At 57.7% G+C, this 22217-nt stretch carries 20 protein-coding genes, 4 tRNA genes and 2 pseudogenes; 9 read left to right on the top strand and 17 right to left on the bottom strand.

Annotation, left to right across the window (positions count from 1 at the left end; genetic code table 11):
• Nucleotides 1–9: 9 nt before the first annotated feature.
• The 5 genes from AC07UI_RS17820 to AC07UI_RS17800 form a co-directional block, all read right to left on the bottom strand.
• Entirely contained in the window at nucleotides 10–1332 is a 1323-nt protein-coding gene (locus AC07UI_RS17820) for a DUF8689 domain-containing protein (RefSeq protein ID WP_494993736.1), read from the bottom strand.
• A 14-nt stretch (nucleotides 1333–1346) separates the two neighbouring features.
• On the bottom strand, nucleotides 1347–1856 hold the full coding sequence (locus AC07UI_RS17815; RefSeq protein WP_494993735.1) for an A24 family peptidase: 510 nt from the start codon (nucleotides 1854–1856) through the stop codon (nucleotides 1347–1349).
• Between the two features lie 49 nt (nucleotides 1857–1905).
• On the bottom strand, nucleotides 1906–2094 hold the full coding sequence (locus tag AC07UI_RS17810; protein ID WP_494993734.1) for a Flp family type IVb pilin: 189 nt from the start codon (nucleotides 2092–2094) through the stop codon (nucleotides 1906–1908).
• A 92-nt stretch (nucleotides 2095–2186) separates the two neighbouring features.
• Nucleotides 2187–2519 carry a prepilin peptidase gene (locus AC07UI_RS17805; protein ID WP_494993733.1) on the bottom strand — a complete coding sequence of 111 codons (333 nt, stop codon included), beginning with the start codon at nucleotides 2517–2519 and terminating at the stop codon, nucleotides 2187–2189.
• 48 nt (nucleotides 2520–2567) lie between these two features.
• The gene (locus AC07UI_RS17800) at nucleotides 2568–2756 is read right to left on the bottom strand and encodes a Flp family type IVb pilin (RefSeq protein ID WP_494993732.1); all 189 of its coding nucleotides are present in this window, start codon (nucleotides 2754–2756) and stop codon (nucleotides 2568–2570) included.
• 455 nt (nucleotides 2757–3211) lie between these two features.
• Here AC07UI_RS17800 and AC07UI_RS17795 point away from each other — a divergent pair, with 455 nt between their 5' ends.
• A complete protein-coding gene (locus AC07UI_RS17795; RefSeq protein ID WP_494993858.1) occupies nucleotides 3212–4102 on the top strand; it encodes a helix-turn-helix transcriptional regulator in 891 nt (296 codons plus the stop codon).
• A gap of 133 nt (nucleotides 4103–4235) precedes the next feature.
• Here the strand turns inward: AC07UI_RS17795 and AC07UI_RS17790 are convergent.
• From AC07UI_RS17790 to AC07UI_RS17775, 4 genes are all read right to left on the bottom strand, one after another.
• Nucleotides 4236–4312: transfer RNA gene (locus AC07UI_RS17790), tRNA-Asp, on the bottom strand.
• Nucleotides 4313–4331: 19 nt separating this feature from the next.
• Nucleotides 4332–4407: transfer RNA gene (locus AC07UI_RS17785), tRNA-Val, on the bottom strand.
• Nucleotides 4408–4594: 187 nt separating this feature from the next.
• Nucleotides 4595–4671: transfer RNA gene (locus tag AC07UI_RS17780), tRNA-Asp, on the bottom strand.
• Nucleotides 4672–4690: 19 nt separating this feature from the next.
• A tRNA-Val gene (locus AC07UI_RS17775) sits at nucleotides 4691–4766 on the bottom strand.
• Nucleotides 4767–4926: 160 nt separating this feature from the next.
• On the opposite strand from AC07UI_RS17775, the gene rdgC reads away from it, so the two are divergent.
• The 3 genes from rdgC to sugE all read left to right on the top strand — a co-directional run bounded on the left by rdgC (nucleotide 4927) and on the right by sugE (nucleotide 7419).
• Nucleotides 4927–5847, top strand: a complete 921-nt coding sequence (gene rdgC, locus AC07UI_RS17770; RefSeq protein ID WP_494993731.1) for a recombination-associated protein RdgC — start codon at nucleotides 4927–4929, stop codon at nucleotides 5845–5847.
• A gap of 173 nt (nucleotides 5848–6020) precedes the next feature.
• A complete protein-coding gene (locus tag AC07UI_RS17765) occupies nucleotides 6021–6986 on the top strand; it encodes a bile acid:sodium symporter family protein (protein ID WP_494993730.1) in 966 nt (321 codons plus the stop codon).
• 118 nt (nucleotides 6987–7104) lie between these two features.
• Complete coding sequence (gene sugE / locus AC07UI_RS17760) at nucleotides 7105–7419, top strand: quaternary ammonium compound efflux SMR transporter SugE (RefSeq protein WP_494993729.1); 315 nt, start codon at nucleotides 7105–7107, stop codon at nucleotides 7417–7419.
• A gap of 120 nt (nucleotides 7420–7539) precedes the next feature.
• On the opposite strand, the gene AC07UI_RS17755 is transcribed toward sugE, so the two are convergent.
• The 3 genes and pseudogenes from AC07UI_RS17755 to AC07UI_RS17745 all read right to left on the bottom strand — a co-directional run.
• Entirely contained in the window at nucleotides 7540–9414 is a 1875-nt protein-coding gene (locus AC07UI_RS17755; RefSeq protein ID WP_494993728.1) for an MFS transporter, read from the bottom strand.
• A 71-nt stretch (nucleotides 9415–9485) separates the two neighbouring features.
• A complete protein-coding gene (locus AC07UI_RS17750; protein WP_494993727.1) occupies nucleotides 9486–10655 on the bottom strand; it encodes a TDT family transporter in 1170 nt (389 codons plus the stop codon).
• Nucleotides 10656–10759: 104 nt separating this feature from the next.
• Nucleotides 10760–10864 (bottom strand): annotated as a pseudogene (locus tag AC07UI_RS17745) (cupin); the annotation flags it as partial.
• A 98-nt stretch (nucleotides 10865–10962) separates the two neighbouring features.
• On the opposite strand from AC07UI_RS17745, the pseudogene AC07UI_RS17740 reads away from it, so the two are divergent.
• Nucleotides 10963–11088, top strand: a pseudogene (locus AC07UI_RS17740) (TetR family transcriptional regulator); the annotation flags it as partial.
• Nucleotides 11089–11318: 230 nt separating this feature from the next.
• Nucleotides 11319–14789 carry a hybrid sensor histidine kinase/response regulator gene (locus AC07UI_RS17735; protein ID WP_494993726.1) on the top strand — a complete coding sequence of 1157 codons (3471 nt, stop codon included), beginning with the start codon at nucleotides 11319–11321 and terminating at the stop codon, nucleotides 14787–14789.
• Nucleotides 14790–14956: 167 nt separating this feature from the next.
• Here the strand turns inward: AC07UI_RS17735 and AC07UI_RS17730 are convergent, their stop codons facing one another.
• Nucleotides 14957–16321 carry a DNA recombination protein RmuC gene (locus AC07UI_RS17730; protein WP_494993857.1) on the bottom strand — a complete coding sequence of 455 codons (1365 nt, stop codon included), beginning with the start codon at nucleotides 16319–16321 and terminating at the stop codon, nucleotides 14957–14959.
• A gap of 175 nt (nucleotides 16322–16496) precedes the next feature.
• Entirely contained in the window at nucleotides 16497–16820 is a 324-nt protein-coding gene (locus AC07UI_RS17725) for a sel1 repeat family protein (protein WP_494993725.1), read from the bottom strand.
• Between the two features lie 984 nt (nucleotides 16821–17804).
• Between AC07UI_RS17725 and AC07UI_RS17720 the strand changes: the two genes are divergently transcribed.
• The 3 genes from AC07UI_RS17720 to AC07UI_RS17710 all read left to right on the top strand — a co-directional run bounded on the left by AC07UI_RS17720 (nucleotide 17805) and on the right by AC07UI_RS17710 (nucleotide 20200).
• Entirely contained in the window at nucleotides 17805–18029 is a 225-nt protein-coding gene (locus tag AC07UI_RS17720) for a hypothetical protein (RefSeq protein WP_019407963.1), read from the top strand.
• Nucleotides 18030–18300: 271 nt separating this feature from the next.
• Complete coding sequence (locus AC07UI_RS17715; protein ID WP_494993724.1) at nucleotides 18301–18783, top strand: hypothetical protein; 483 nt, start codon at nucleotides 18301–18303, stop codon at nucleotides 18781–18783.
• A 145-nt stretch (nucleotides 18784–18928) separates the two neighbouring features.
• The gene (locus AC07UI_RS17710) at nucleotides 18929–20200 is read left to right on the top strand and encodes an OmpP1/FadL family transporter (protein WP_494993723.1); all 1272 of its coding nucleotides are present in this window, start codon (nucleotides 18929–18931) and stop codon (nucleotides 20198–20200) included.
• A gap of 171 nt (nucleotides 20201–20371) precedes the next feature.
• On the opposite strand, the gene AC07UI_RS17705 is transcribed toward AC07UI_RS17710, so the two are convergent.
• The 3 genes from AC07UI_RS17705 to AC07UI_RS17695 are packed head-to-tail and all read right to left on the bottom strand — an operon-like array spanning nucleotide 20372 to nucleotide 22156.
• Nucleotides 20372–20494, bottom strand: coding sequence for a hypothetical protein (locus tag AC07UI_RS17705; protein WP_494993722.1), 123 nt, complete (start codon nucleotides 20492–20494; stop codon nucleotides 20372–20374).
• On the bottom strand, nucleotides 20491–21699 hold the full coding sequence (locus tag AC07UI_RS17700) for an MFS transporter (protein ID WP_494993721.1): 1209 nt from the start codon (nucleotides 21697–21699) through the stop codon (nucleotides 20491–20493). Before AC07UI_RS17700 ends, AC07UI_RS17705 begins: the two co-directional genes overlap by 4 nt.
• 52 nt (nucleotides 21700–21751) lie before the next feature.
• Nucleotides 21752–22156: a MarR family winged helix-turn-helix transcriptional regulator gene (locus tag AC07UI_RS17695; RefSeq protein ID WP_494993720.1), complete on the bottom strand. Its 405-nt coding sequence runs from the start codon at nucleotides 22154–22156 to the stop codon at nucleotides 21752–21754.
• Nucleotides 22157–22217 lie beyond the last annotated feature (61 nt).

Raw genomic sequence — 22217 nt, 5'->3', positions numbered from 1 at the left:
GGTATCTCCTTATCCAAGAAAGTCGAGCTGAACGAAATAGTTGCGCCAGGCCCACTCCAGCTCCAGCGGCGACAGCGGCCCGGAGCCGCCCAGGTAACGCTGGCGGTCGAGCGCCATGCTCAACAGGTCGCGGGGGTGGCAAGGCACCAAGGGCATGTTTTCGGTTTCATAGAGTTCCAGCAGCACATAGCGCAACAGCAGCGGGTCATAAGGAATGCCTTGCCGCTCGGTTTCCTGGCGCCAGATTCGTTCGTAATCAACGGGATCCAGGTAGCCAAATTGCAGCTTGTAACCAATGCGCCGCAGGAACGCCTCATCGGCCAGCTCTAACGGGTTGAGGTTGGTGGAGAACACCAGGATCAGGTCGAACGGCAGCTCGCAGTGCCGCCCACCGCCAAAGTTGAGGAAGTCACGCTTCTCCTCCATCGGCACGATCCAGCGATTAAACAGCTCGGCCGGGGCCACGCGCTGGCGGCCCATGTCGTCGATGATGAACAGGCCATTACTGGCCTTGAGCTGCAAGGGGGCCTGGTACTGGCGGGTGAAGGGATCGTAGCGAACATCCAGTTGTTCCATGCTCAATTCACCGCCGGTGATGACGATCGGTCGCTTACAGCAGAGTAGTCGACGATCGATCCCTTCGTTGAGCAGCAGGTGGTTCTGCGTTTCGGTAGCATCCAGGCGCTGGTGTATCTGGGGATCGAAGATCTCGATCACCGCTTCGTTGATCGCAATGGCATGGGGTACCCAGATGGCTTCGTCAAACAGGCGGATCAACCGGCTGCTGATATAGGTCTTGCCGGTACCTGCGGGCCCGTAAAGCATGATCGCGCGCCCGGAGTTCAGCGCCACCCCCAGTTGATCGAGCATGCTGTCGGCGAGCACCACTGCGCCGAAAGCGCCATGCATGTCGTCCGAGTTGATATGACCGTGGTGGATGGTTTGCGCCTTGATCAGGGAGCGGTAGGCACTCACCGGATAGGGTGCCGCGCCGATATAGCCGCTGCGCGCCAAGGCATCGCGGGCGGCGCTGCGACCGCGCTGCGTCAGGCTGTAGCGCAGTGCCTGAGCACCGTTCTGGCCGAGTATCTCGACGCGGCCATCCTTGCGCAGGAAGTTCAGGACTTCTTCCAGTACCGTGCCGGGCAGCGCCAGGCGCTCCACCAGTCGCGGCATATCCAGCACGCCGGCATCGTGCAGATGCTTGCAGACCAGATCACCGAGAAAGTTCTCCGCAAGGCCCGTCTCACTGACAGTGCGCGGCTGCGGAGCCAACCGCTGCACCGCTTCCCGCTCGTTGGGGCAGACGTTGCTGTCACTGATGGCGTACATAGTGTTCTCCCGAACTAATGGCCGAAGGGCAGCCAGAGGACGCTGGTTAAAGTGCCGAGCAGGATCGCGATTGCGTAAGGGAAGCGTTGCCGGGCGGCATCATCGGCTTGCGGCTGGATATAGGTGCGCAGACTTGTCATCGCCCAGTACCGTTGAATAAAGCGGCCCAACTGCTTTTTGTAGAGCAGAACCGAAATCCCAAGGACGCCACCAACAATCAACGTTAAAGCCGCCGCCCAAAAAGCAGTTACAGGACCGAGAAAACTTCCCACCATAGCCATTAACTTGACATCGCCTGCGGCCATTCCAGCAAAAGCGTAAAGCGGCAGGAAAATCACTAACCCGACTGCCAGCCCGATCAGCCAAACTGTCATTCCAGAGAAACCGTAAAGCCAACTCTGAATAACTGCCGAGCAGATCAAACCAGCTAAAACAAGAATGTTGGATATACGGTGAGCGCTTAAATCAGTGATCACCGCAATCCCGAGAAAAATGAGCACGGAGGTACTTAATAAAATATTCATAAAAGCCACCTCCGTTTTACCGCGAAAGACCAGACCAAGAATGCCAGCCTTAGGCGGCAGGGGTAATTGCGGTCGTCAAGGCAGTAATCACGACGCTCACTTCCCCGCCAAGCGCCGTAAAGGCCCCAACCACTGTCAAAGAAATAAGCCCACCGGCCACGGCATATTCCACGACGGTCAGGCCATCTTCGTCTTTGATGAACGTCGCCACTGAAGTCTTGATTGTTTGCAGATTCATTTTGCCCACCTCATTTAATCAATTGAGTGTTGGTCTTCCAAGACATGAGTGTTGATCTTCCAAGACGTGAGTGTTGGTCTTCGCTTAATGCACTACCTGGCTGAAACCTTAGTTGGAAGGGCAACATAAGCCGCCGACCAGAAAGTGGTTACAGGGCCGAAATATTTTCCCACCATAGCCATTAACTCGACATCGCCTGCGGCCATTCCAGCAAAAGCGTAAAGCGGCAGGAGAATCACTAACCCGACTGCCAGCCCGATCAGCCAAACTGTCATTCCAGAGAAACCGTAAAGCCAACTCTGAATAACTGCCGAGCAGATCAAACCAGCTAAAATAAGGATGTTGGAGATACGGTGAACGCTTAAATCAGTGATCACCGCAATCCCGAGAAAAATGAGTACGGAGGTGCTTAATAAAATATTCATACAAGCCACCTCCGTTTTATCGCGAAAAGCAGGACTAAAAATGCCAGCCTAGGCAGCAGGGGTAATTGCAGTTTTCAAGGCAGTAATCACGACGCCCACCTCAGTGCCAAGCGCCGTAAAGGCCCCAACCACTGCCAAAGAAATAAGCCCACCGGCCACGGCATATTCCACGACGGTCAGGCCATCTTCGTCTTTGATGAACGTCAGCACCGAAGTCTTGATTGTTTGCAGATTCATTTTGCCCACCTCATTTGATCAATTGAGTGTTGTTCTTCAAGGACGGTGCTGATTGCACTGCCTGGTTGAAACCTTAGTTGGGAGGGCAATAGAAGCGTTAGGAGTTTTTTGTCGATTGCAAGGACTTTTTTGCTGTCATTGTCAAGCCAACAAAAACAGCAGGGGCAGCGCCTGAAACGGCAACTGGAAGCGTAAGAAAAGGAATGACTTAAGAATGCCTCTGCGACTGATTCGCAAGCGACGAGCGGTCAAGCCCGGGCCCATCGAAAAAGGAATGGGGCGCCCCGATTCTGGCACCCTGAGCAAGGTATAGAACCTGACTAACAGAATTTTTGGTTTCTTATCAGGATTTGATCCTTCGTAGTCATGGCACAGTGACAATACTGCTGAGCAAAGAAGAACCAAGAAGAACCAAGAAGAAGAGAAAACGAGGCACAGGAATAAGGATCAAGGAAATGAAGCCCGACTCGGCCAAAAAACCATTCCTTTTATGGTTCGATCTCACTCGAGATCGATCGGCTGAAGAATTGATCGCGCAATTCCGCTCAGCCTGCGATTGTCGGCTGGCAAAAGACGCCACTTTTCCCGAGCGCGATCATGACCCACTACCGGACATGATCTGCATGCACTATGATCGCCCTGACATGCCGGGCCTGAGCCTGTTGCTGGAGATCAAAAGCGCCGTGCCCTCCGTGCCTGTCGCCATGTTCACCGTGCAGCACTCCGAAGAGCTCGCTGTTTGGGCCATGCGTTCTCGTGTCTGGGAGTACATGGTGCTGCCTCTCCCGGCCGCCGAGATAAGCCGGTTTCTGCGCGCCCTGGAGCAGCTCTGCGAGCTGCGCTGTAACACCCATTTCCACAGCAACAAACCGCCGATCGAGCATGGCCCGTCCCTGCCGGACAGTATTCGATTGACCGCAGAACATCAGAAGCATCAGGCACTCAATAAGGTATTGCTGTACATCGACCAGCATTTTCGGGACAACATCGACCAAAAAGATATGGCCAAGCGCTGCGCAATGACGACATTCCGCTTCAGCCGGCTGTTCAAGGAGGTCAATGGCCTGGGCTTCATGGACTACATCCTGAACAAGCGTATGGACTACGCCAAGGAGCTGCTCGAAAACAGCCAGATGCCCATCACCAGCATCGGCTATGAGGTCGGCTTCAAGGACCCCTCTTACTTCGCCCGGGCCTTCAAGCAATTCGCCGGCAGTACTCCCAGCGAATACCGCCAGGCGCGCCGCGCCGGAGTGCCCATACCTTTACCTGTAAAACCAAGACCGGCATTGGAGACTATACCGTCAGCGGTGATCGACAGCCTGCTGTTACGCAACGAAGCCTGACGGGGCCGATGCAGAAGCGGGCCGACCCCGGAATAATCCGCGGAACAAAAAGCCAAACCCCAGACAGCAAAAAGCCCGCACTAGGCGGGCTTTGCGTGGTGACCTGGCGTTCAGCGTTCCAGGTTACCGAATATGGCGCAGCGGACGGGACTCGAACCCGCGACCCCCGGCGTGACAGGCCGGTATTCTAACCGACTGAACTACCGCTGCGCGTAACACTTGAAGCGAATGGTGGGTGATGACGGGATCGAACCGCCGACATTCTGCTTGTAAGGCAGACGCTCTCCCAGCTGAGCTAATCACCCTTCACTTTCGGTGTGGGCGCATTCTCTCACAAAATTTCATAACGTGCTGATTTAAATAATAATTTTATTAAAAAAGCTGAAATCCGGTGAAACACTGGGCTTTAACACGAAAGACAGACAGCAAAAAGCCCGCACAAGGCGGGCTTTCTGTGGTGACCTGGCGTTCAGTGTTCCAGGTTACCGAATATGGCGCAGCGGACGGGACTCGAACCCGCGACCCCCGGCGTGACAGGCCGGTATTCTAACCGACTGAACTACCGCTGCGCGTAACACTGAATGCGAATGGTGGGTGATGACGGGATCGAACCGCCGACATTCTGCTTGTAAGGCAGACGCTCTCCCAGCTGAGCTAATCACCCTTCACGTTCGGTGTGGCGCGCATTCTACGGAGCAGCCCCACCTCTGGCAAGCACTTTTTAAAATAATTTTTTCAGGCCTTCCAAAGGCTTAGCGAAGGGTTGGCCTATGACGCTGCGCGGAGAATAATGCCCGCCTTTGTATAAAGGAGAGATTCACCCCATGTGGTTCAAAAACCTGCTTATCTATCGCCTGACCCAAGATCTGCCTTTTGATGCTGAGGCGCTGGAAACCGCACTGGCCACCAAACTGGCGCGTCCATGTGCAAGTCAGGAGTTGACCACCTACGGTTTCGTCGCGCCGTTCGGCAAAGGCGAAGATGCCCCCCTGGTGCACGTCAGCCAGGATTTCCTGCTGATCGCCGCACGCAAGGAAGAACGCATTCTGCCGGGCAGCGTCGTACGTGACGCGCTCAAGGAAAAGGTCGAAGAGATCGAAGCCGAGCAAATGCGCAAGGTTTACAAGAAGGAGCGCGATCAGCTCAAGGATGAAATCATCCAGGCCTTCCTGCCCCGCGCCTTTATCCGTCGTTCGGCCACTTTCGCCGCCATCGCACCGAAACAGGGGCTGATCCTGGTCAACGCTTCCAGCCCGAAACGTGCCGAAGACCTGCTGTCGACCCTGCGTGAAGTGATCGGCTCGCTGCCGGTTCGCCCACTGACCGTGAAGATCGCTCCAAGCGCGACCATGACCGATTGGGTAAAAACCCTAAAAGCTGCGGACGACTTCTTCGTGCTCGATGAATGCGAACTGCGCGATACCCATGAAGATGGCGGCATCGTGCGTTGCAAGCGTCAGGACCTGACCAGCGACGAAATCCAGTTGCACCTGAACACCGGAAAAGTGGTGACTCAGCTGTCGCTGGCCTGGCAGGACAAACTGTCTTTCGTGCTCGATGACAAGATGGTGGTCAAGCGCCTGAAGTTCGAAGACCTGCTGCAGGATCAGGCAGAACAGGACGGTGGCGATGAAGCCCTCGGCCAACTGGACGCCAGCTTCACCCTGATGATGCTGACCTTCGGCGAATTCCTCCCGGCGCTGGTTGAGGCGTTGGGCGGCGAAGAGCTTCCGCAAGGGATCTAAAAGGCTTGTGATCTCTACTGTGGGAAGAGCCGGGCGACGTTCGCTTGCTCGCGATAGCGCACTGTCAGTTGGCATAGATGTTGACTGTTATGACGCCTTCGCGAGCATCGGAACGCCGCCCGGCCCGCTCCTACAGTTGTTTTGTGGTGCTACTTAATAACAAGGAACAGGTCATGCGTGCATTGGCAGCACTGAGTCGCTTTGTCGGCAACACCTTCGCTTACTGGGTATTGATCTTCGCGGTGGTGGCCTTCCTGCAACCGGCGTGGTTCATCGGTTTGAAAAGCGCCATCGTGCCGCTGCTGGGGCTGGTGATGTTCGGCATGGGCCTGACCCTCAAGCTTGAAGACTTCGCTGAAGTTGCCCGCCACCCGTGGCGCGTGGCGCTGGGCGTGGTCGCACATTTCGTGATCATGCCCGGTGTGGCGTGGTTACTTTGCCAGGCGTTTCACCTGCCGCCAGAAATTGCCGTCGGGGTGATTCTGGTCGGATGCTGCCCGAGCGGCACCTCGTCGAACGTGATGACCTGGCTGGCCCGCGGGGACCTGGCTCTGTCGGTGGCGATTGCCGCCGTCACCACCCTGCTCGCTCCGTTGCTGACGCCGGCCCTGATGTGGCTGCTGGCCTCGGCATGGTTGCCGGTATCGTTCATGGAACTGTTCTGGTCGATCCTGCAAGTCGTGTTGCTGCCGATCATGCTCGGTGTGGTCGCCCAGCGTCTGCTGGGCGCTCGGGTCCGCCATGCGGTTGACGTGCTGCCGCTGGTTTCGGTGGTCAGCATCGTGATCATCGTCGCCGCCGTTGTTGCGGCGAGTCAGGCAAAGATTGCAGAGTCCGGCCTGTTGATCATGGCCGTGGTAATGCTGCATAACAGCTTCGGCTTCCTGCTGGGTTACTTCACCGGACACCTGTTCAAACTGCCATTGGCGCAACGCAAGTCCCTGTCACTGGAAGTCGGCATGCAGAACTCCGGCCTGGGCGCGGCGTTGGCCAGCGCACACTTCTCGCCGCTGGCGGCGGTACCCAGCGCGTTGTTCAGTGTTTGGCACAACATTTCCGGGGCGCTGCTCTCGACGTATTTGCGCCGGATGAGTGAGAAACAGGACCGCGAACTGGCCGCGCAGCAAGCAGCCGACTGACCCTGGAACTTGATCCCCAGGTTAATAATGGGCACTATACTGCGCATCGCGAGGACGACCTCGCGGCTCGAACGAGTTATTTATCTGGGGACGACCCCGTCAATCGATGGAGGTCTTCATGTCCTGGATCATCCTGTTTTTCGCTGGCCTGTTTGAAGTCGGCTGGGCCGTTGGCCTGAAATACACCGACGGCTTCAGCCGCCCCCTGCCCACCGTCCTGACCATCGGCGCTATGGCGATCAGCCTCGGCCTGCTTGGCCTGGCGATGAAGGATCTGCCACTGGGCACTGCCTACGCCATCTGGACCGGCGTCGGCGCAGTGGGCACGGTCATCGCCGGGATCATCCTGTTTGGTGAATCCATGGCGCTGTTCCGCCTGGCCAGCGTCGCGCTGATCATTGCCGGGTTGGTTGGGCTCAAAGCCAGCGCTTAGGCCGCTACCGCCATCGCGGGCAAGCCTCGCTCCTACAGAGTTGCGTCAGGCCACAATCATGTGATCGATGCCCCCCGTAGGAGCGAGGCTTGCCCGCGATGGCATCAGCGAAATCACCGACTATCTAACGGTTCCACGTAACTGCCCAACCAACGCCTGCAAGTGCGCCGGTTCTGCAACTTCCACTGTTACCGCCGGCCCGGCCACCAGGGTCACACGCGACCAGAGTCGGTGGAACAAACCCTTGTTCGGATCGCGACTGAAGAAGCTGCCCCACAACCCCTGCAAGGCCAATGGAATCACCGGTACCGGTGTCTCTTCCAGTATCCGTGTCAGCCCACTCTTGAATTCATTGATCTCGCCATCGGCAGTCAGCTTGCCTTCCGGGAAGATGCACACCAACTCGCCATCCTTCAGGTATTGGGCGATGCGCTTGAAGGCTCTTTCGTAAATCTGGATATCTTCCTGGCGCCCGGCAATTGGAATGGTCCCGGCAGTACGGAAGATGAAGTTCAACACCGGCAGGTTGTAGATTTTGTAATACATCACGAAGCGAATCGGCCGACGCACCGCGCCACCAATCAGCAAGGCGTCAACAAACGAAACGTGATTGCAGACCAGCAGCGCCGCGCCTTCATCGGGAATCAACTCCAGGTTGCGGTGCCGCACGCGGTACATGGAATGGCTGAGCAGCCAGATCATGAAGCGCATGCTGAACTCGGGAACGATGCTGAAGATGTAGACGTTTACACCGATGTTCAGCAGCGACACCACCAGGAACAACTGTGGGATCGACAATTTGGCAAGGCTGAGCAGCACGATCGAGACAATCGCCGAAACCACCATGAACAAGGCATTGAGGATGTTGTTCGCCGCAATCACCCGCGCCCGCTCGTTTTCAGCGGTGCGCGACTGAATCAGCGCGTACAGCGGCACGATATAGAAACCGCCGAAAATGCCCAGGCCAAGAATATCGATCAACACCCACCAGGCCGGGCCGTAGCTGAGCACCGCGATCCAGTCATTGGCCTGGACGTTCTGCGCAAAGCCGCCGGAGTGCCACCACAGCAGCAGGCCAAACACCGTCAGGCCGAACGAGCCGAACGGCACCAGGCCAATCTCCACTTTGCGCCCGGAGAGCTTTTCGCAGAGCATCGAGCCCGTCGCGATGCCTACCGAAAACACCGTGAGAATCAGCGTGACCACGGTTTCGTCGCCGTACAGCCACTCTTTGGCGTAGGCCGGAATCTGCGTCAGGTAAATTGCCCCGACAAACCAGAACCACGAGTTACCGACAATCGAGCGGGACACCGCGGGCGTTTGTCCCAGCCCCATACGCAAGGTGGCCCAGGACTGGCTGAAAATGTTCCAGTTCAGGCGCATTTGTGGAGTGGCCGCTGCAGCCCGGGGAATGCTACGGCTGGCCAGATAACCGAGCACCGCAACGCCGACGATCGCCGTGGAAACAATCGGTGCGTAATGACTGGAAGACATCATGATCCCGGCGCCGATGGTCCCGGCCAGAATCGCCAGAAAGGTGCCCATTTCCACCAGACCGTTACCGCCCACCAGCTCCTCTTCGCGCAACGCCTGCGGCAAGATCGAATACTTCACCGGACCGAACAGCGCCGAGTGAGTGCCCATGGCGAACAGCGCCACCAGCATCAGCGACAGATGATCGAACATGAAACCAACGGCGCCGACCGCCATGATCGCGATTTCGCCGAGCTTGATCAGACGGATCAAGGCGTCCTTGGCGAATTTCTCGCCGAATTGCCCGGCCAGGGCCGAGAACAGAAAGAACGGCAGGATGAACAGCAGCGCGCAGAGATTGACCCAGATCGACCGGTCACCCTCGATAGTCAACTTGTACAGAATGGCGAGGATCAGCGACTGCTTGAAGATGTTGTCGTTGAACGCCCCAAGGGACTGCGTAACAAAAAACGGCAGGAAACGCCGTTTGCGAAGCAAGGTGAACTGCGACGGGTGACTCATCTTCCATGTCCCTGAGTGGCTTGGATGCTGTTATTGGATTGGAATGCCGAACTTCGATCCAGGCCACAACCTTAGCTAATCTTTGCCGGTTTTTTCGCTAATCCTGCAATGCACGGCGAAACAAACAACTCACCTCGATAGGCACCTTGTACGGTTCGTTTCGACACAATCAGCCACATAATCGCCAATGCAGCCACCAGAACGCAGCCAAACACACTGAAGAACGTCAGGTTCAAGGTGCTGGCCAGCTTCAAAGTGGCCAGTGAATAGACACCCAGCGGGAAGGTAAAACCCCACCAGCCAAGATTGAACGGGATCCCGGCGCGCAAGTAACGAAGGGTGATCAGCACCGCGATCAGCATCCACCACAGCCCGAAACCCCACAGCGTAATACCGGCCACCCACCCCAGCCCGGCTGCAATTTCGCCGACGCCCGGCAAACCGTTTGCGGCAAAGATCGCTGGAGCATCGGCCCCCAACAGCAACATGCCCAGCGCTCCGGTACCGATTGGCCCAAGGGCCAGCCAGCTCGAAGCAGCCATGTTTGCGGGGGGCAATTTATGCAACGCCATGCGCAGTAACAGGATGGTCAGGATGCTGAAGGCTACCGGCAGTGAAAAGGCCCACAACACGTAGCTGGCGACGAGCACCACAAGCTGCGAATGGGCATCAAGCAGATGTGGGGCCAGCAAGCCACCGCTGGCCGCCGCGACTTCAGCCGCAACCACCGGCAAAAGCCAGACGGCAGTCATCTGGTCAATGCTGTGTTCCTGGCGAGTGAACATCATGTAGGGGATGAGTACGCCGCAAGCCAGCGACATGGCGACATCCAGCCACCAGAGCACTTCGGCCAGCGGCACCACGCCTTCACCCCAACGCGGCACACCGAACAGCAGAAAGCCGTTGATGATGGTCGCAAGCCCCATGGGGATGGTGCCGAAAAACATCGACACCGTGGAATGCCCGAAAATCCGCCGCGCCTCATCGAAGAACAACACCCAACGCGCGGCATAAACACCACTGAACAACACAAACAGGAAGATATTGAACAGCCACAAACCTTCGGCAAAAGCCTGCAGGCCGGGAGCGTGAACCGGCAATTGGGCCAGGGCCAGAGCCAGCACACCGGTGCCCATGGTCGCGGCGAACCAGTTGGGGGTGAATTGACGGATGGCTTCGCGCGGATGCTGCAAATGGCTCAGTGGCCGCAAACCGTTGTTGACGCTGTTGGGGCATGTCATGGTGAACTCCTGTCCTCTGGTGAGGTGGAGCCCATGATAGAACTGAATAGAATATCTATATAACGGGTAATATCTCTAACTGTTATCTGTTTTACCGATAATAACTAAACACTGCCTTCGGTTTCGACCACCAGAACCCTGGCCGCTCCCAGCGGATGGGCGACATGTTCGGTGCCAATATCAGCGTAGAAGATGTCCCCCACCTCCAGCAGCGCAGACGGCTCGATCCCGCGCTTGCTGATTCGAGGCGGGAATCGATGAGCGCTGGAGCGCCGCTCCATCAGCCACTGCTGTCAACCATTGTGCGCTGCCTGGCGTTGATCGGCTGATCAATATGGTCGTAGCGCCAACGGTGTTCCGGATCCTGTTTTCCGCCGCGCCGCTGGCGCTGCAAGAGCTTCATGAACTGATCGAGATTGCGTTGCGTCAGTAACGCCTCATCGCGAGCAAGCTCGCTCCTACATGATCTCGGCGTGACCCAGCGATTGCTGTAGGAGCGAGCTTGCTCGCGATGAGGCCGGTACAGACAATAACAATTCAACCGAGGCTCTCCTGCGACACCTGGCCGCGCCGAGACCTTGGTCGACACTGACTAACCCCAAACATCATGCGAGACTGTCTTGCCGGGCTGCAATGCCCGGGTGTCTTTTGCCTGGAGTTCCCATGTCGCTGTCCAGCGGGCTGATCGCCGCCGTCGCCCTGGCCTATATGGCCATCATGTTCGCCATCGCCTTTTACGGTGACCGTCGCAGTGCGCCCCTGCCGCCGCGGGTGCGTGCCTGGGTGTACAGCCTGTCGCTGGCGGTCTACTGCACCAGCTGGACCTTCTTTGGCGCCGTAGGCCAGGCAGCGGAACAACTTTGGGCGTTCCTGCCGATCTATCTGGGGCCGATCCTGCTGATGCTGCTGGCACCCAGGGTGCTGCAAAAAATGGTGATAATCAGCAAACAGGAGAACATCACCTCCATCGCCGACTTCATCGCCGCACGTTACGGAAAATCGCAGTCATTGGCGGTGGTCGTAGCGCTGATCTGTCTGGTTGGCGTACTGCCCTATATTGCCTTGCAGCTTAAAGGCATCGTTCTTGGTGTGAACCTGTTGATCGGTGCCGGTGCCGACGCCATGGGTACCCGCGCCCAGGACACGGCGTTGATCGTTTCGCTGGTTCTGGCCTTGTTTACCATTGTTTTCGGTACCCGCAACCTGGACGCCACGGAACACCACCGCGGCATGGTGCTGGCGATTGCCTTCGAGTCGCTGGTCAAGTTGTTTGCCTTTCTGGCGGTTGGCGCCTTCGTCACCTATGGCTTGTACGATGGTTTCGACGATCTGTTCGATCAGGCCATGCTCGCGCCACGCCTGGAGCAATACTGGAAAGAAACCATCAACTGGCCGTCCATGGTGGTACAGACTGGCGTCGCGATGATGGCGATCATCTGCCTGCCGCGACAGTTCCACGTCACTGTGGTGGAAAACATCGAACCCCACGACCTGCGCCTGGCCAGGTGGGTGTTCCCGGCCTATCTGGCGCTGGCCGCGTTGTTTGTGGTGCCGATCGCGCTGGCCGGACAAATGATGTTGCCCGGTTCAGTGCTGCCCGACTCTTTCGTGATTAGCCTGCCGCTGGCCCAGGCCCATCCGGCGCTGGCGTTGCTGGCATTTATCGGCGGAGCGTCGGCGGCCACCGGGATGGTGATCGTCGCCAGCGTCGCGCTGTCGACCATGGTCTCCAACGACATGCTGCTACCGTGGCTGCTGCGCCGAAAAAACGCCGAGCGGCCGTTCGAAGTGTTCCGCTACTGGATGCTGTCGGTGCGCCGGGTGAGCATCGTGGTGATTCTGTTACTGGCCTATGTCAGCTATCGCCTGCTGGGTTCGACGGCGAGTCTGGCAACCATCGGCCAGATCGCCTTCGCCGCTGTCACCCAACTGGCGCCAGCGATGCTTGGCGCACTGTACTGGAAGCAAGCCAACCGCCGTGGTGTGTTTGCCGGGCTGGCCACCGGGACCTTTCTTTGGTTCTACACCCTGGTACTGCCGATTACTGCCCACAGTCTTGGCTGGTCGCTGAACAGTTTCCCGGGGCTGGCGTGGCTGCACGGCAATCCGTTGAACCTCCCGATCAGCCCGCTGACCCAAGGCGTGGTGCTGTCGTTGGCGGGCAACTTCACACTGTTTGCCTGGGTCTCGGTACTGTCGCGCACCCGGGTTTCCGAGCACTGGCAGGCCGGACGCTTTATCGGTCAGGAAATCAGCGCCCGCCCTGGCGCTCGCTCGATGCTGGCGGTGCAGATCAACGATTTACTCAGTCTGGCCGCGCGCTTTGTCGGCGAGGAACGAGCACAGCAAAGCTTTATCCGCTTTGCCTATCGCCAGGGAAAAGGCTTCAATCCGAACCAGAACGCCGACGACGAATGGATCGCTCACACCGAACGCTTGCTGGCGGGTGTACTCGGCGCCTCTTCGACGCGCGCCGTGGTAAAGGCCGCCATCGAAGGTCGGGAGATGCAGCTTGAGGACGTCGTGCGCATCGCCGACGAAGCCTCGGAAGTGCTGCAGTTCAACCGTGCTCTGCTGCAAGGCGCGATCGAAAACATCACCCAAGGCATCAGCGTGGTCGACCAGTCGCTCAAACTGGTGGCCTGGAACCGGCGCTATCTGGAGCTGTTCAACTACCCTGACGGGCTGATCAGCGTTGGTCGACCGATTGCCGACATCATCCGCCACAACGCCGAACGCGGGCTGTGCGGCCCGGGTGAAGCCGAAGTACACGTAGCCCGGCGCCTGCACTGGATGCGTCAGGGCCGGGCGCATACCTCCGAACGTCTATTCCCCAACGGCCGGGTGATCGAGCTGATCGGCAATCCTATGCCCGGCGGCGGTTTCGTCATGAGTTTCACCGACATCACCGCGTTCCGCGAAGCCGAACAGGCGCTGACCGAGGCCAACGAGGGTCTGGAGCAACGGGTCACTGCGCGCACCCATGAGTTGTCGCAGCTGAACGTCGCACTCACGCAAGCCAAGGGCACGGCAGAGTCTGCCAACCAGTCGAAAACCCGCTTCCTCGCGGCGGTCAGCCACGATTTGATGCAACCATTGAACGCCGCGCGGCTGTTCTCTGCCGCCCTCTCCCATCAGGACGACGGCCTGTCCGCCGAGGCGCAGCAGTTGGTGCAGCATCTGGACAGCTCGCTGCGTTCGGCCGAAGACCTGATCAGTGATCTGCTGGACATTTCACGCCTGGAAAACGGCAAGATCAACCCGGATCGCAAGCCGTTTGTACTCAACGATCTGTTCGATACCCTCGGCGCCGAATTCAAGGCATTGGCACAAGAGCAAGGTCTGAAGTTTCGCCTGCGCGGCAGCCGCTTGCGGGTCGACAGCGACATCAAATTGCTACGGCGGATTTTGCAGAACTTCCTGACCAACGCCTTTCGCTACGCCAAAGGTCCGGTGTTGCTGGGCGCACGACGCAAAGACGGGCAACTCTGCCTGGAAGTCTGGGATCGCGGGCCGGGCATTCCGGAAGACAAACGTCAGGTAATCTTCGAGGAGTTCAAGCGCCTCGACAGTCACCAGACACGCGCCGAGAAAGGTCTGGGCCTGGGCCTGGCAATTGCTGACGGGCTCTGCCGGGTACTTGGGCATCAGTTACAAGTACGCTCCTGGCCGGGCAAGGGCAGCGTGTTCAGCGTCAGCGTACCGCTGGTTCGTGCGCAAATCAGCGTCCCGGCCAAAGTCGCCGAGCTGAACGGCCATTTGCCAAGTGGCGCGCAAGTACTGTGCATCGACAACGAAGACAGCATCCTGATCGGCATGAACAGCCTGTTGACGCGCTGGGGTTGCCAGGTCTGGACAGCCCGCAATCGCGATGAATGCGTGGCGCTGCTCAGCGAAGGCATTCGGCCGCAGTTGGCGCTGGTGGATTACCACCTGGATGACGGCGAGACAGGTACCGGTTTGATGGCCTGGCTGCGCACCCAGCTCGGCGAGCCGGTGCCCGGCGTGGTGATCAGCGCCGATGGACGGCCTGAAATGGTCGCCGAGGTGCATGCCGCAGGACTGGATTATCTAGCCAAACCAGTGAAACCGGCGGCACTGAGAGCGCTGTTGAGTCGGCATTTGCCTTTGTAGGAGCAGCCTAGTGGCCTGTGTGGCTAGTTCTGTTAGTCAACTTCGGCGCCAGCAGCCCATATCCTGCGTTGCTGTTCCTCGCCATAGCGGGCTATGACTCGTCACAGCGCCTTGGCTCTGGGCCGCCGGCATCCGAATTTGAGCTAACGAACTAGCCACACAGGCCACTAGTCCGGCATTTCCACCATCCCGTCCGCATCACTCATCGCGCGCTCCAGCAGATCCGCCGGCAAACTCTTGCTGGCCCGCGCACCCAATAGCTTGAGCTGCTCGCTGCGGCTGACCAGATTGCCGCGGCCTTCGGTCAATTTGTTGCGTGCCGCGCTGTAGGCCTTGTCCAGTTGCTGCAGGCGATTTCCGACTTCGTCCAGGTCCTGAATGAACAACACAAACTTGTCATACAGCCAGCCCGCGCGCTCGGCGATCTCCCGAGCGTTCTGGCTCTGGCGCTCCTGCTTCCACAAGCTGTCGATCACCCGCAACGTCGCCAGCAAGGTGGTCGGGCTGACGATCACGATGTTACGGTCAAAGGCTTCCTGAAACAGATTCGGCTCCGCTTGCAACGCGGCGGAAAAAGCCGCTTCGATCGGCACAAAAAGCAGCACGAAATCCAGACTATGCAGGCCTTCCAGACGTTTGTAGTCCTTACCGGCCAAACCTTTGACATGGTTTCGCAGGGACAACACATGCTGTTTGAGGGCCGCCTGACTGATTACCTCGTCATCGGCAACCACGTACTGCTGATAAGCAGTGAGACTGACCTTGGAGTCGACCACCACCTGCTTGTCACCCGGTAACATGATCAGCACGTCCGGCTGAAAACGTTCACCATCCGGGCCCTTGAGGCTGACTTGTGTCTGGTACTCGCGGCCTTTCTCCAGACCTGCATGTTCAAGTACCCGCTCGAGAATCAACTCACCCCAGTTGCCTTGGGTTTTCTGGCCCTTGAGGGCGCGAGTGAGGTTGGTCGCCTCGTCGCTCAGGCGCAGGTTCAATTGCTGCAGCCGCTCGAGCTCTTTAGCCAGAGAGAAGCGTTCGCGGGCTTCGGCCTGATAGCTTTCTTCAACACGCTTTTCAAACAACTGAATGCGTTCTTTCAGTGGATCGAGCAACTGACCCAGGCGCTGCTGGCTGGTCTCGGCAAAGCGCTGCTCACGCTCATCGAAGATCTTCCCGGCCAACTCCGCAAACTGCGCACGCAACTCATCCCGCGAACCTTGCAGGTCGCTCAGGCGTTGTTGATGGCTTTCCTGTTGTTCGCGCAGCTCGGCGCTGAGTGACGCGGCCTGGGCATCCAGCCTGCGTAACTCGCTTTCTTTGCTGGCGCGTTCAAGACTCCAGGCGTGAGCGGCATCGCGAGCGTTGTCACGTTCGATCTGCAACAGTTCGATTTCACGGCGAACGGCCGCCAGATCCGCTTGCTTGGTGGCATTGGCCTGGCTCAGGTCGCTGACTTCATCGCGACTGGCATCGAGCTGGGCATTGAGCCCCTCTTGCGCGAGTTGAGCCGTGCTCAGACGCTCCTCGAGCAGCGACAACTCGGATTGCCGGGCACTCAGGCGTTGCTGTAATTGCCAAACCAGCACCAATAACGGCAGTGCAGCACCCGCCAGCCCCAGCAATATGCTGGTCAAGTCCATAGCCATAGCCACTCCTGCCGATTAAATAAAGCACGAAGGTTAACCAAGGCGTCGGGCCAGGGACAGCTCAATCCTGGATCTGACCGAGCTCGCGCATGGCATGTCGATCGCCTGCACGGGCGGCCTGACGCAACAAATCATGACCGATCCGCCGATCCCGGGCATTGCCGCATTCGCGACACATCAATTGCCCCAGACGGCTTTGCGCGGCCACCACCCCCTCACGTGCCGGTTGCTTGAGCAAACGTCCGGCAAAGTGCTTGACGTTAGGGTTATTGCCCAGACGCGGACTGTCGAGCAGCCACATGGCGACACGTAACGAAAAGCGCTTGGGTTCGATAACACCTGAAGGTGTGGAGGTGGCAGAAGGAGATACTGAGCGAAACTTCATAACGTACTGTGGGGCAGATCGGAAGGCGCGCCACTCTACTCTTTTTTTCGTACGGGTAAAGCCGAAAAAATCCTGTACGCCCGTGCTAGAGCAAGCGCTTGGGACAATCCACAGAAGCTGTGGATAACTCAGTGGACAACCGTCCTGCAACTCCCTCAAACCCCCATGGAACGTGGCCCGCAGTCAAACTGACGATTTTTTCACCAGTAAAAAAAAACGATGTTTTTCATTGACTTAAATTTTTGCTACAGGCAGCGATCGCTCAAGAACACGAGGTGACAGCGCGATGACACGCTGCGCAACAAATGTGCACAAGTCCTCTCGAGGCGGTTATATCGGCGCACTTTTTTGGTACACACTGCGGGAAGAACCCAGTGGCAAGTATTCAAATAGGTGCCTTCCAACCGGCACCTGCGGCAGCCACACTGGCCAACTGCCGGTCAGATTGTCTGCTAGCCTTCTCCTGTTCACCCTCTTGCTGCTCGCGGAGTACGGTTGCGGCTTTGGCCGAACAACAGTTTTTTGCCTAACACACTTCCATTCTTGAATTCAATCCGTTACTATCCGCGGCGTTAGTACCAAGCTGAAAGTCAATTACGGTCGAACAAGTCCCCCGGTACACCTTCCCTAAAGAGAAGCCTCTACCGACAACACGGGATCGACCACCTCGATGGTTTCCAGGTAAAACTTGCGACGACACAGCCTTTGAATCGAATGCAAAGGGTGTTGCGAAGTTTTCATACTCTGACCGAACCAACCTGCAGATTGATCAGGATCTTCACCCTGGGCCCAGAACCTTTGCCCCTGATGTGCTGCCTGCCCTCCTAAGTACCTACCTGCCAGCCCAAGCGCACATAAATCAAAGCGCTTCTAACTGGCTGCTTTGTTCCAGTCGGGTTCTTCGTCAGACCAATGGTGGTCGACGTTACTGGAACGTTTTAACGTTGCACGGTTCTTATCCGTGTCATTTGCAGGAACACCAACATGTCTACTCAAATCCACACTCAGGATGCCATTCGCACCCTCACCAACGCTTTTGCACCAATGAACTGCCTGATCATGGCCGCTCGCAAAGGCTGCTTCAGCTTCACACTGGTCAACGAACACGGCATCGCCCGTCACAGCGAACGCCTGTACCCCGATCAATACTCCAGCGCCGAGCCGCTGCAGGCTGTGATCGAGCGTACCCGTCAGGCACTGATTGCCTGATACGCCAGACTGCTGAAAACCCAAAACCCTGCCTGACAGCAGGGTTTTTTTATTGCCCAAGGTTTCTATTTCATTCGTATTGGCTTATAGCACCAACGGATCTAACGGTTATAACTCGAAGCCAGAAATATTTTAAAAACAGACCTTTACAGCACGAATATGACACTAGACTTCAACTCAAGCGGCGTGATCCGCTTCCGGCGAGTCTGAACCGATCCACTGCTGCCAAGCCCCTCAGACCTCGCCGCCCAATAACGCGCCTGGAGGGCTTATGGGTATCGCCGCCAGCGAACTATGCCGTTACGTCATTCGCCCGACGCTGATCTACCTCGGGCGCCACAGCCCTACCGCCGAAGCGTTGCTGCTGGGTATCGCTGCCAGCCAATCCGCACTCGGCTCCGCCCTTCACGACCGCCGTGGACATGGCTTGTACCGTATCGCCGAGCCGCGCCATCAGGCGCTCTGGGACCATTACCTGGCCCTGGATCCGGAGCGTGCGAGCCTGGTTCGTGGCCTGGCCAGTCAGCACGCCTTTCTCAGTGGCCCGCACCTCGAACTGACAGTCAACCTGCGTTATGCCACCGCCATTGCCTGGCTGCTGATAGAAGAGCAAAACACGCCCCTGCCCGAAGCAGATGATCTGCTGGGAATGGCCCGGATTTGGCGCCAGACATTTCAGCCTCAAGGCCGCTTAAGGGACTTCACGTGCGCCTGGCAAACCTGTGTATCACCTCTGAATCAACTCGCCTGCTGACCGGGATCCGTGCAAGATTGCGCGAAAATCCCGGATTCTGGTCTGATTGTCCTACAAAACCGCTCTATCTCAAGCGATACCACCTATAGCGCTCGGATGAAAATGTTGGTAATTTTCGCGTCGGTGATCACCAGGAGTTCTAATAATGAAAAAAGTAATACTCAAAACCACGCTTAGCCTTGCCGTTACGTTGGCATCCACCCAGATTTTCGCAGCTGGCTTTGCCGTCAACGAACAAAGCATCAGCGGGATGGGTACTGGGTTCGCCGGACGATCGTCTTCTGCCGATGATGCAAGCACAATTTATGGTAACCCTGCCGGTATGTCGCGCATCAAGCGTGAACAAGTCACCGGTGGCGCTGCCCTGATCGACGCTCACACCGATATCAGCCACGCCAGCTCCAGCCCCAACGGCGGCACCAACAAAGGCGACATGGTGCCACTCATTGCCGTCCCGATGGCCTACTACGTCAAGCCAATCGACGACCAATGGGCGTTCGGTATCGGCATGTACGCGCCATTCGGTCTGGTAACAGATTACGAAAACGGTTTTGCCGGCCGTTATTTCGGCAGCAAAAGCCAAGTCAAGGTTTTGACCCTCCAACCAACCGTCAGCTATGCATTCAACGATAAGGTTTCCATCGGCTTCGGTCCGACCATCAACCATATCGACGGCACACTGGAATCCAATCTGTCGATCACCCAGGCCGCCCCTGATGGCAGAGTCAAGATCAAGGGTGACGATACCGCGCTGGGCTACAACGTCGGCGTCCTGGTACAAGCTACCGACAGCACCCGCGTAGGCCTGACCTATCACTCGAAAGTGAAGTACAAGCTCAAGGGGGACACCGAGGTGGACTATGGCGTGCTGAACGCTATAGGTCTGAGCGCCAGCCAGAAGTATGACGCCTCGCTGAAAATCGAAACCCCTGAGTCGGTCGATTTATCGCTCACTCACGAGTTGAACGACCGGTGGACCCTCTATGCAGGCAGCACCTGGACCCGCTGGAGCCGCCTGGAAAACATCACGGTCGAGAACAAGGGCGTTCAGCCTGTGCTGGCCAGCCAATTCGGCACCATCACCGAAGAACAGAACTGGCACGACACCTGGGCTCACGCCATCGGTGCTTCGTACAAGCTGAACAAACAATGGGTGCTGCGTACCGGCCTGACGTTTGACCAGGCACCCACCAACAACATCGACCGTTCTCCACGCATCCCGACTGGCGATCGGAAGATCTTCAGCCTCGGCGCCGGCTGGAGCCCGACTGACGATCTGACCATCGACGTAGCGTACTCGTACCTGCACGAAGAGTCGGTCGGTATCAACAACAGCAACGACCGTGGCCAAACCTACAACGCCAAGTATCAAAACTGGGCAAACGGTTTCGGTGCAGGCGCGACCTACCGTTTCTGATTCACAGCGAGCCTGAACGGCTCGCCAGTTGAATTGAAAAGCCCCGCACTCTTGTACAGAGGCGGGGCTTTTTAGTGGCCAGCGATCAGGGATTTGAAGCCACGGCTTTTTACACCGCCTCAAGTCAGACGGCGAAGTTACTCGCCCCTGAGCGCCCCCGACAAGTAGCCTCTAACAAGTACCGATGCCCAATTGCATCAGCGCCAGGCCGCCCTGATGCCAGCCCCACCAGGCCAACGCCAATAGCAGCGCGCAGACACTCAAGCCGACGGACCATGGCCAGAAGCTGTTCATACCGCACTTGCCTGCATTTGCAGGCGCGCAACCGGACGTTCGCGCACCGGCCAGTTCAGCGCAGCGGCCATCAGGCTCAAGAGAATCGCAACCTGCCAGATCAAGTCATAGCTACCGGTCCGGTCGTAGACAACCCCGCCCAGCCAACCACCAAGGAACGAACCCAATTGATGGAACAGGAAAACGATGCCACCGAGCATCGACAGATTTCGCACGCCGAAAAGTGTCGCCACCGTGCCGTTAGTCAGCGGTACGGTCGACAGCCACAAGAAGCCCATGGCCATACCAAATAGATAGGCGCTGATCTGCGTCACCGGTGCCCACAGGAACAGGCCGATCACCACCGCACGCAACAGATACAGCCCGGTCAGCAGGCGCGGCTTTGACATCCGCCCGCCGAGCCAGCCAGCGGTGTAGGTACCGAAGATATTGAACAGCCCGATCAGCGCCAACACTGTGGTTCCGGTGGTGGCGGGCAGATGCTGATCCACCAGATACGCCGGCAAATGCACGCCGATAAACACCACCTGAAAACCACAGACAAAAAAACCGAACGCCAGCAGCCAGAAGCCGGAATGCGAGCAAGCCTCACGCACGGCCTCGGACAAGGTCTGCTCATGCCCGAATACCGGCAACGGGTTGTCCTTGAGCATGCTTACCAACGGCACGATCAACGCCACCAGCAAACCCAGCACCAATAGCGCCGCCGACCAGCCAAGCCAACCGATCAACCCCAGGGTCCCGGGCAACATGGCGAACTGGCCGAAAGAGCCGGCAGCGCTGGCGATCCCCATAGCCATGCTGCGTTTCTCGGGAGGAACAGCGCGCCCAACCACCCCCAGAATCACCGAGAAAGAAGTGCCCGACAGACCGATACCGATCAACAAACCAGCACTGAGCGATAACGACCAGGCCGAATCGGACAACCCCATGCACACCAATCCGAGGGCATACAACACCCCGCCGAGCAGCACCACTTTCGCCGCGCCGAAACGGTCGGCCAGCGCACCGGTAAAGGGTTGCGCCAGGCCCCAGATCAGGTTCTGCAAGGCAATGGCGAACGCAAACACCTCACGCCCCCAACCAAACTCCGCACTCATCGGTGCCAGAAACAACCCAAAGCCATGTCGCACTCCCAAGGACAACGCGAGAATCAGCGCACTCCCGAGAAGAACCCAACCGCTGGTACGCCACATCGATGTCATTCTTGTTCTCCGGTAGCGGGTATATACCCGCTTATGATCGGACTTATTGCCTTCAGGCAAGCTCGTCCAGCAAGGCCAGCAAGGTTTCCCGCTTTTCTGCACCCAGTTTCTCGATCAAACGCTGCTGCGCCGCTTCCCACGCCGGCAAGGCCGCCGCCAGTCGCTCTAGCCCGGTTTCAGTGAGCAGTACAACACGATTGCGATGATCTTCACCCTCGACCAGCGTAACCAGACCTTCACCCTCCAGCACCCGCAGATTGCGCCCCAGGGTACTGCGGTCCAGGCCCATGGCGTGCGCCAGGGTCGAAATGCTCGGTTGATCCAGACGTTGCAAATTGCACAGTAAAGAATACTGCGCAACGTTGATCCCGAAGCCGTCGAGAGCGCCGTCGTAATACCTGCTGACGCCTCGGGCGGCACGACGCAGGTTGGTGCATAAACATTGGGAAGGAAGCATAGTGCGTGTATATACCCGCGGTTGAGGGAAAGCAAGTTTTGAAGGATTTCTACGGTACGCT

This window comes from Pseudomonas sp. GW821-FHT04C07, assembly GCF_059420325.1.
Note: the sequence above shows the minus strand (reverse complement) of the source record. Positions and strands in the feature narration are given on the sequence as shown.

Bases quoted from the DNA above. Each gene is read 5' to 3' on its own strand.
- AC07UI_RS17765 (WP_494993730.1), top strand. From the start codon at position 6,021: ATGCGTGCATTGGCAGCACTGAGTCGCTTTGTCGGCAACACCTTCGCT.
- AC07UI_RS17715 (WP_494993724.1), top strand. From the start codon at position 18,301: ATGGGTATCGCCGCCAGCGAACTATGCCGTTACGTCATTCGCCCGACG.
- rdgC (WP_494993731.1), top strand. From the start codon at position 4,927: ATGTGGTTCAAAAACCTGCTTATCTATCGCCTGACCCAAGATCTGCCT.
- AC07UI_RS17815 (WP_494993735.1), bottom strand. From the start codon at position 1,856: ATGAATATTTTATTAAGTACCTCCGTGCTCATTTTTCTCGGGATTGCG.
- AC07UI_RS17710 (WP_494993723.1), top strand. From the start codon at position 18,929: ATGAAAAAAGTAATACTCAAAACCACGCTTAGCCTTGCCGTTACGTTG.
- AC07UI_RS17750 (WP_494993727.1), bottom strand. From the start codon at position 10,655: ATGACATGCCCCAACAGCGTCAACAACGGTTTGCGGCCACTGAGCCAT.
- AC07UI_RS17755 (WP_494993728.1), bottom strand. From the start codon at position 9,414: ATGAGTCACCCGTCGCAGTTCACCTTGCTTCGCAAACGGCGTTTCCTG.
- AC07UI_RS17795 (WP_494993858.1), top strand. From the start codon at position 3,212: ATGAAGCCCGACTCGGCCAAAAAACCATTCCTTTTATGGTTCGATCTC.
- AC07UI_RS17700 (WP_494993721.1), bottom strand. From the start codon at position 21,699: ATGACATCGATGTGGCGTACCAGCGGTTGGGTTCTTCTCGGGAGTGCG.
- AC07UI_RS17820 (WP_494993736.1), bottom strand. From the start codon at position 1,332: ATGTACGCCATCAGTGACAGCAACGTCTGCCCCAACGAGCGGGAAGCG.
- AC07UI_RS17805 (WP_494993733.1), bottom strand. From the start codon at position 2,519: ATGAATATTTTATTAAGCACCTCCGTACTCATTTTTCTCGGGATTGCG.
- AC07UI_RS17720 (WP_019407963.1), top strand. From the start codon at position 17,805: ATGTCTACTCAAATCCACACTCAGGATGCCATTCGCACCCTCACCAAC.
- AC07UI_RS17705 (WP_494993722.1), bottom strand. From the start codon at position 20,494: ATGAACAGCTTCTGGCCATGGTCCGTCGGCTTGAGTGTCTGCGCGCTG.
- sugE (WP_494993729.1), top strand. From the start codon at position 7,105: ATGTCCTGGATCATCCTGTTTTTCGCTGGCCTGTTTGAAGTCGGCTGG.
- AC07UI_RS17695 (WP_494993720.1), bottom strand. From the start codon at position 22,156: ATGCTTCCTTCCCAATGTTTATGCACCAACCTGCGTCGTGCCGCCCGA.
- AC07UI_RS17735 (WP_494993726.1), top strand. From the start codon at position 11,319: ATGTCGCTGTCCAGCGGGCTGATCGCCGCCGTCGCCCTGGCCTATATG.
- AC07UI_RS17800 (WP_494993732.1), bottom strand. From the start codon at position 2,756: ATGAATCTGCAAACAATCAAGACTTCGGTGCTGACGTTCATCAAAGAC.
- AC07UI_RS17725 (WP_494993725.1), bottom strand. From the start codon at position 16,820: ATGAAGTTTCGCTCAGTATCTCCTTCTGCCACCTCCACACCTTCAGGT.
- AC07UI_RS17810 (WP_494993734.1), bottom strand. From the start codon at position 2,094: ATGAATCTGCAAACAATCAAGACTTCAGTGGCGACGTTCATCAAAGAC.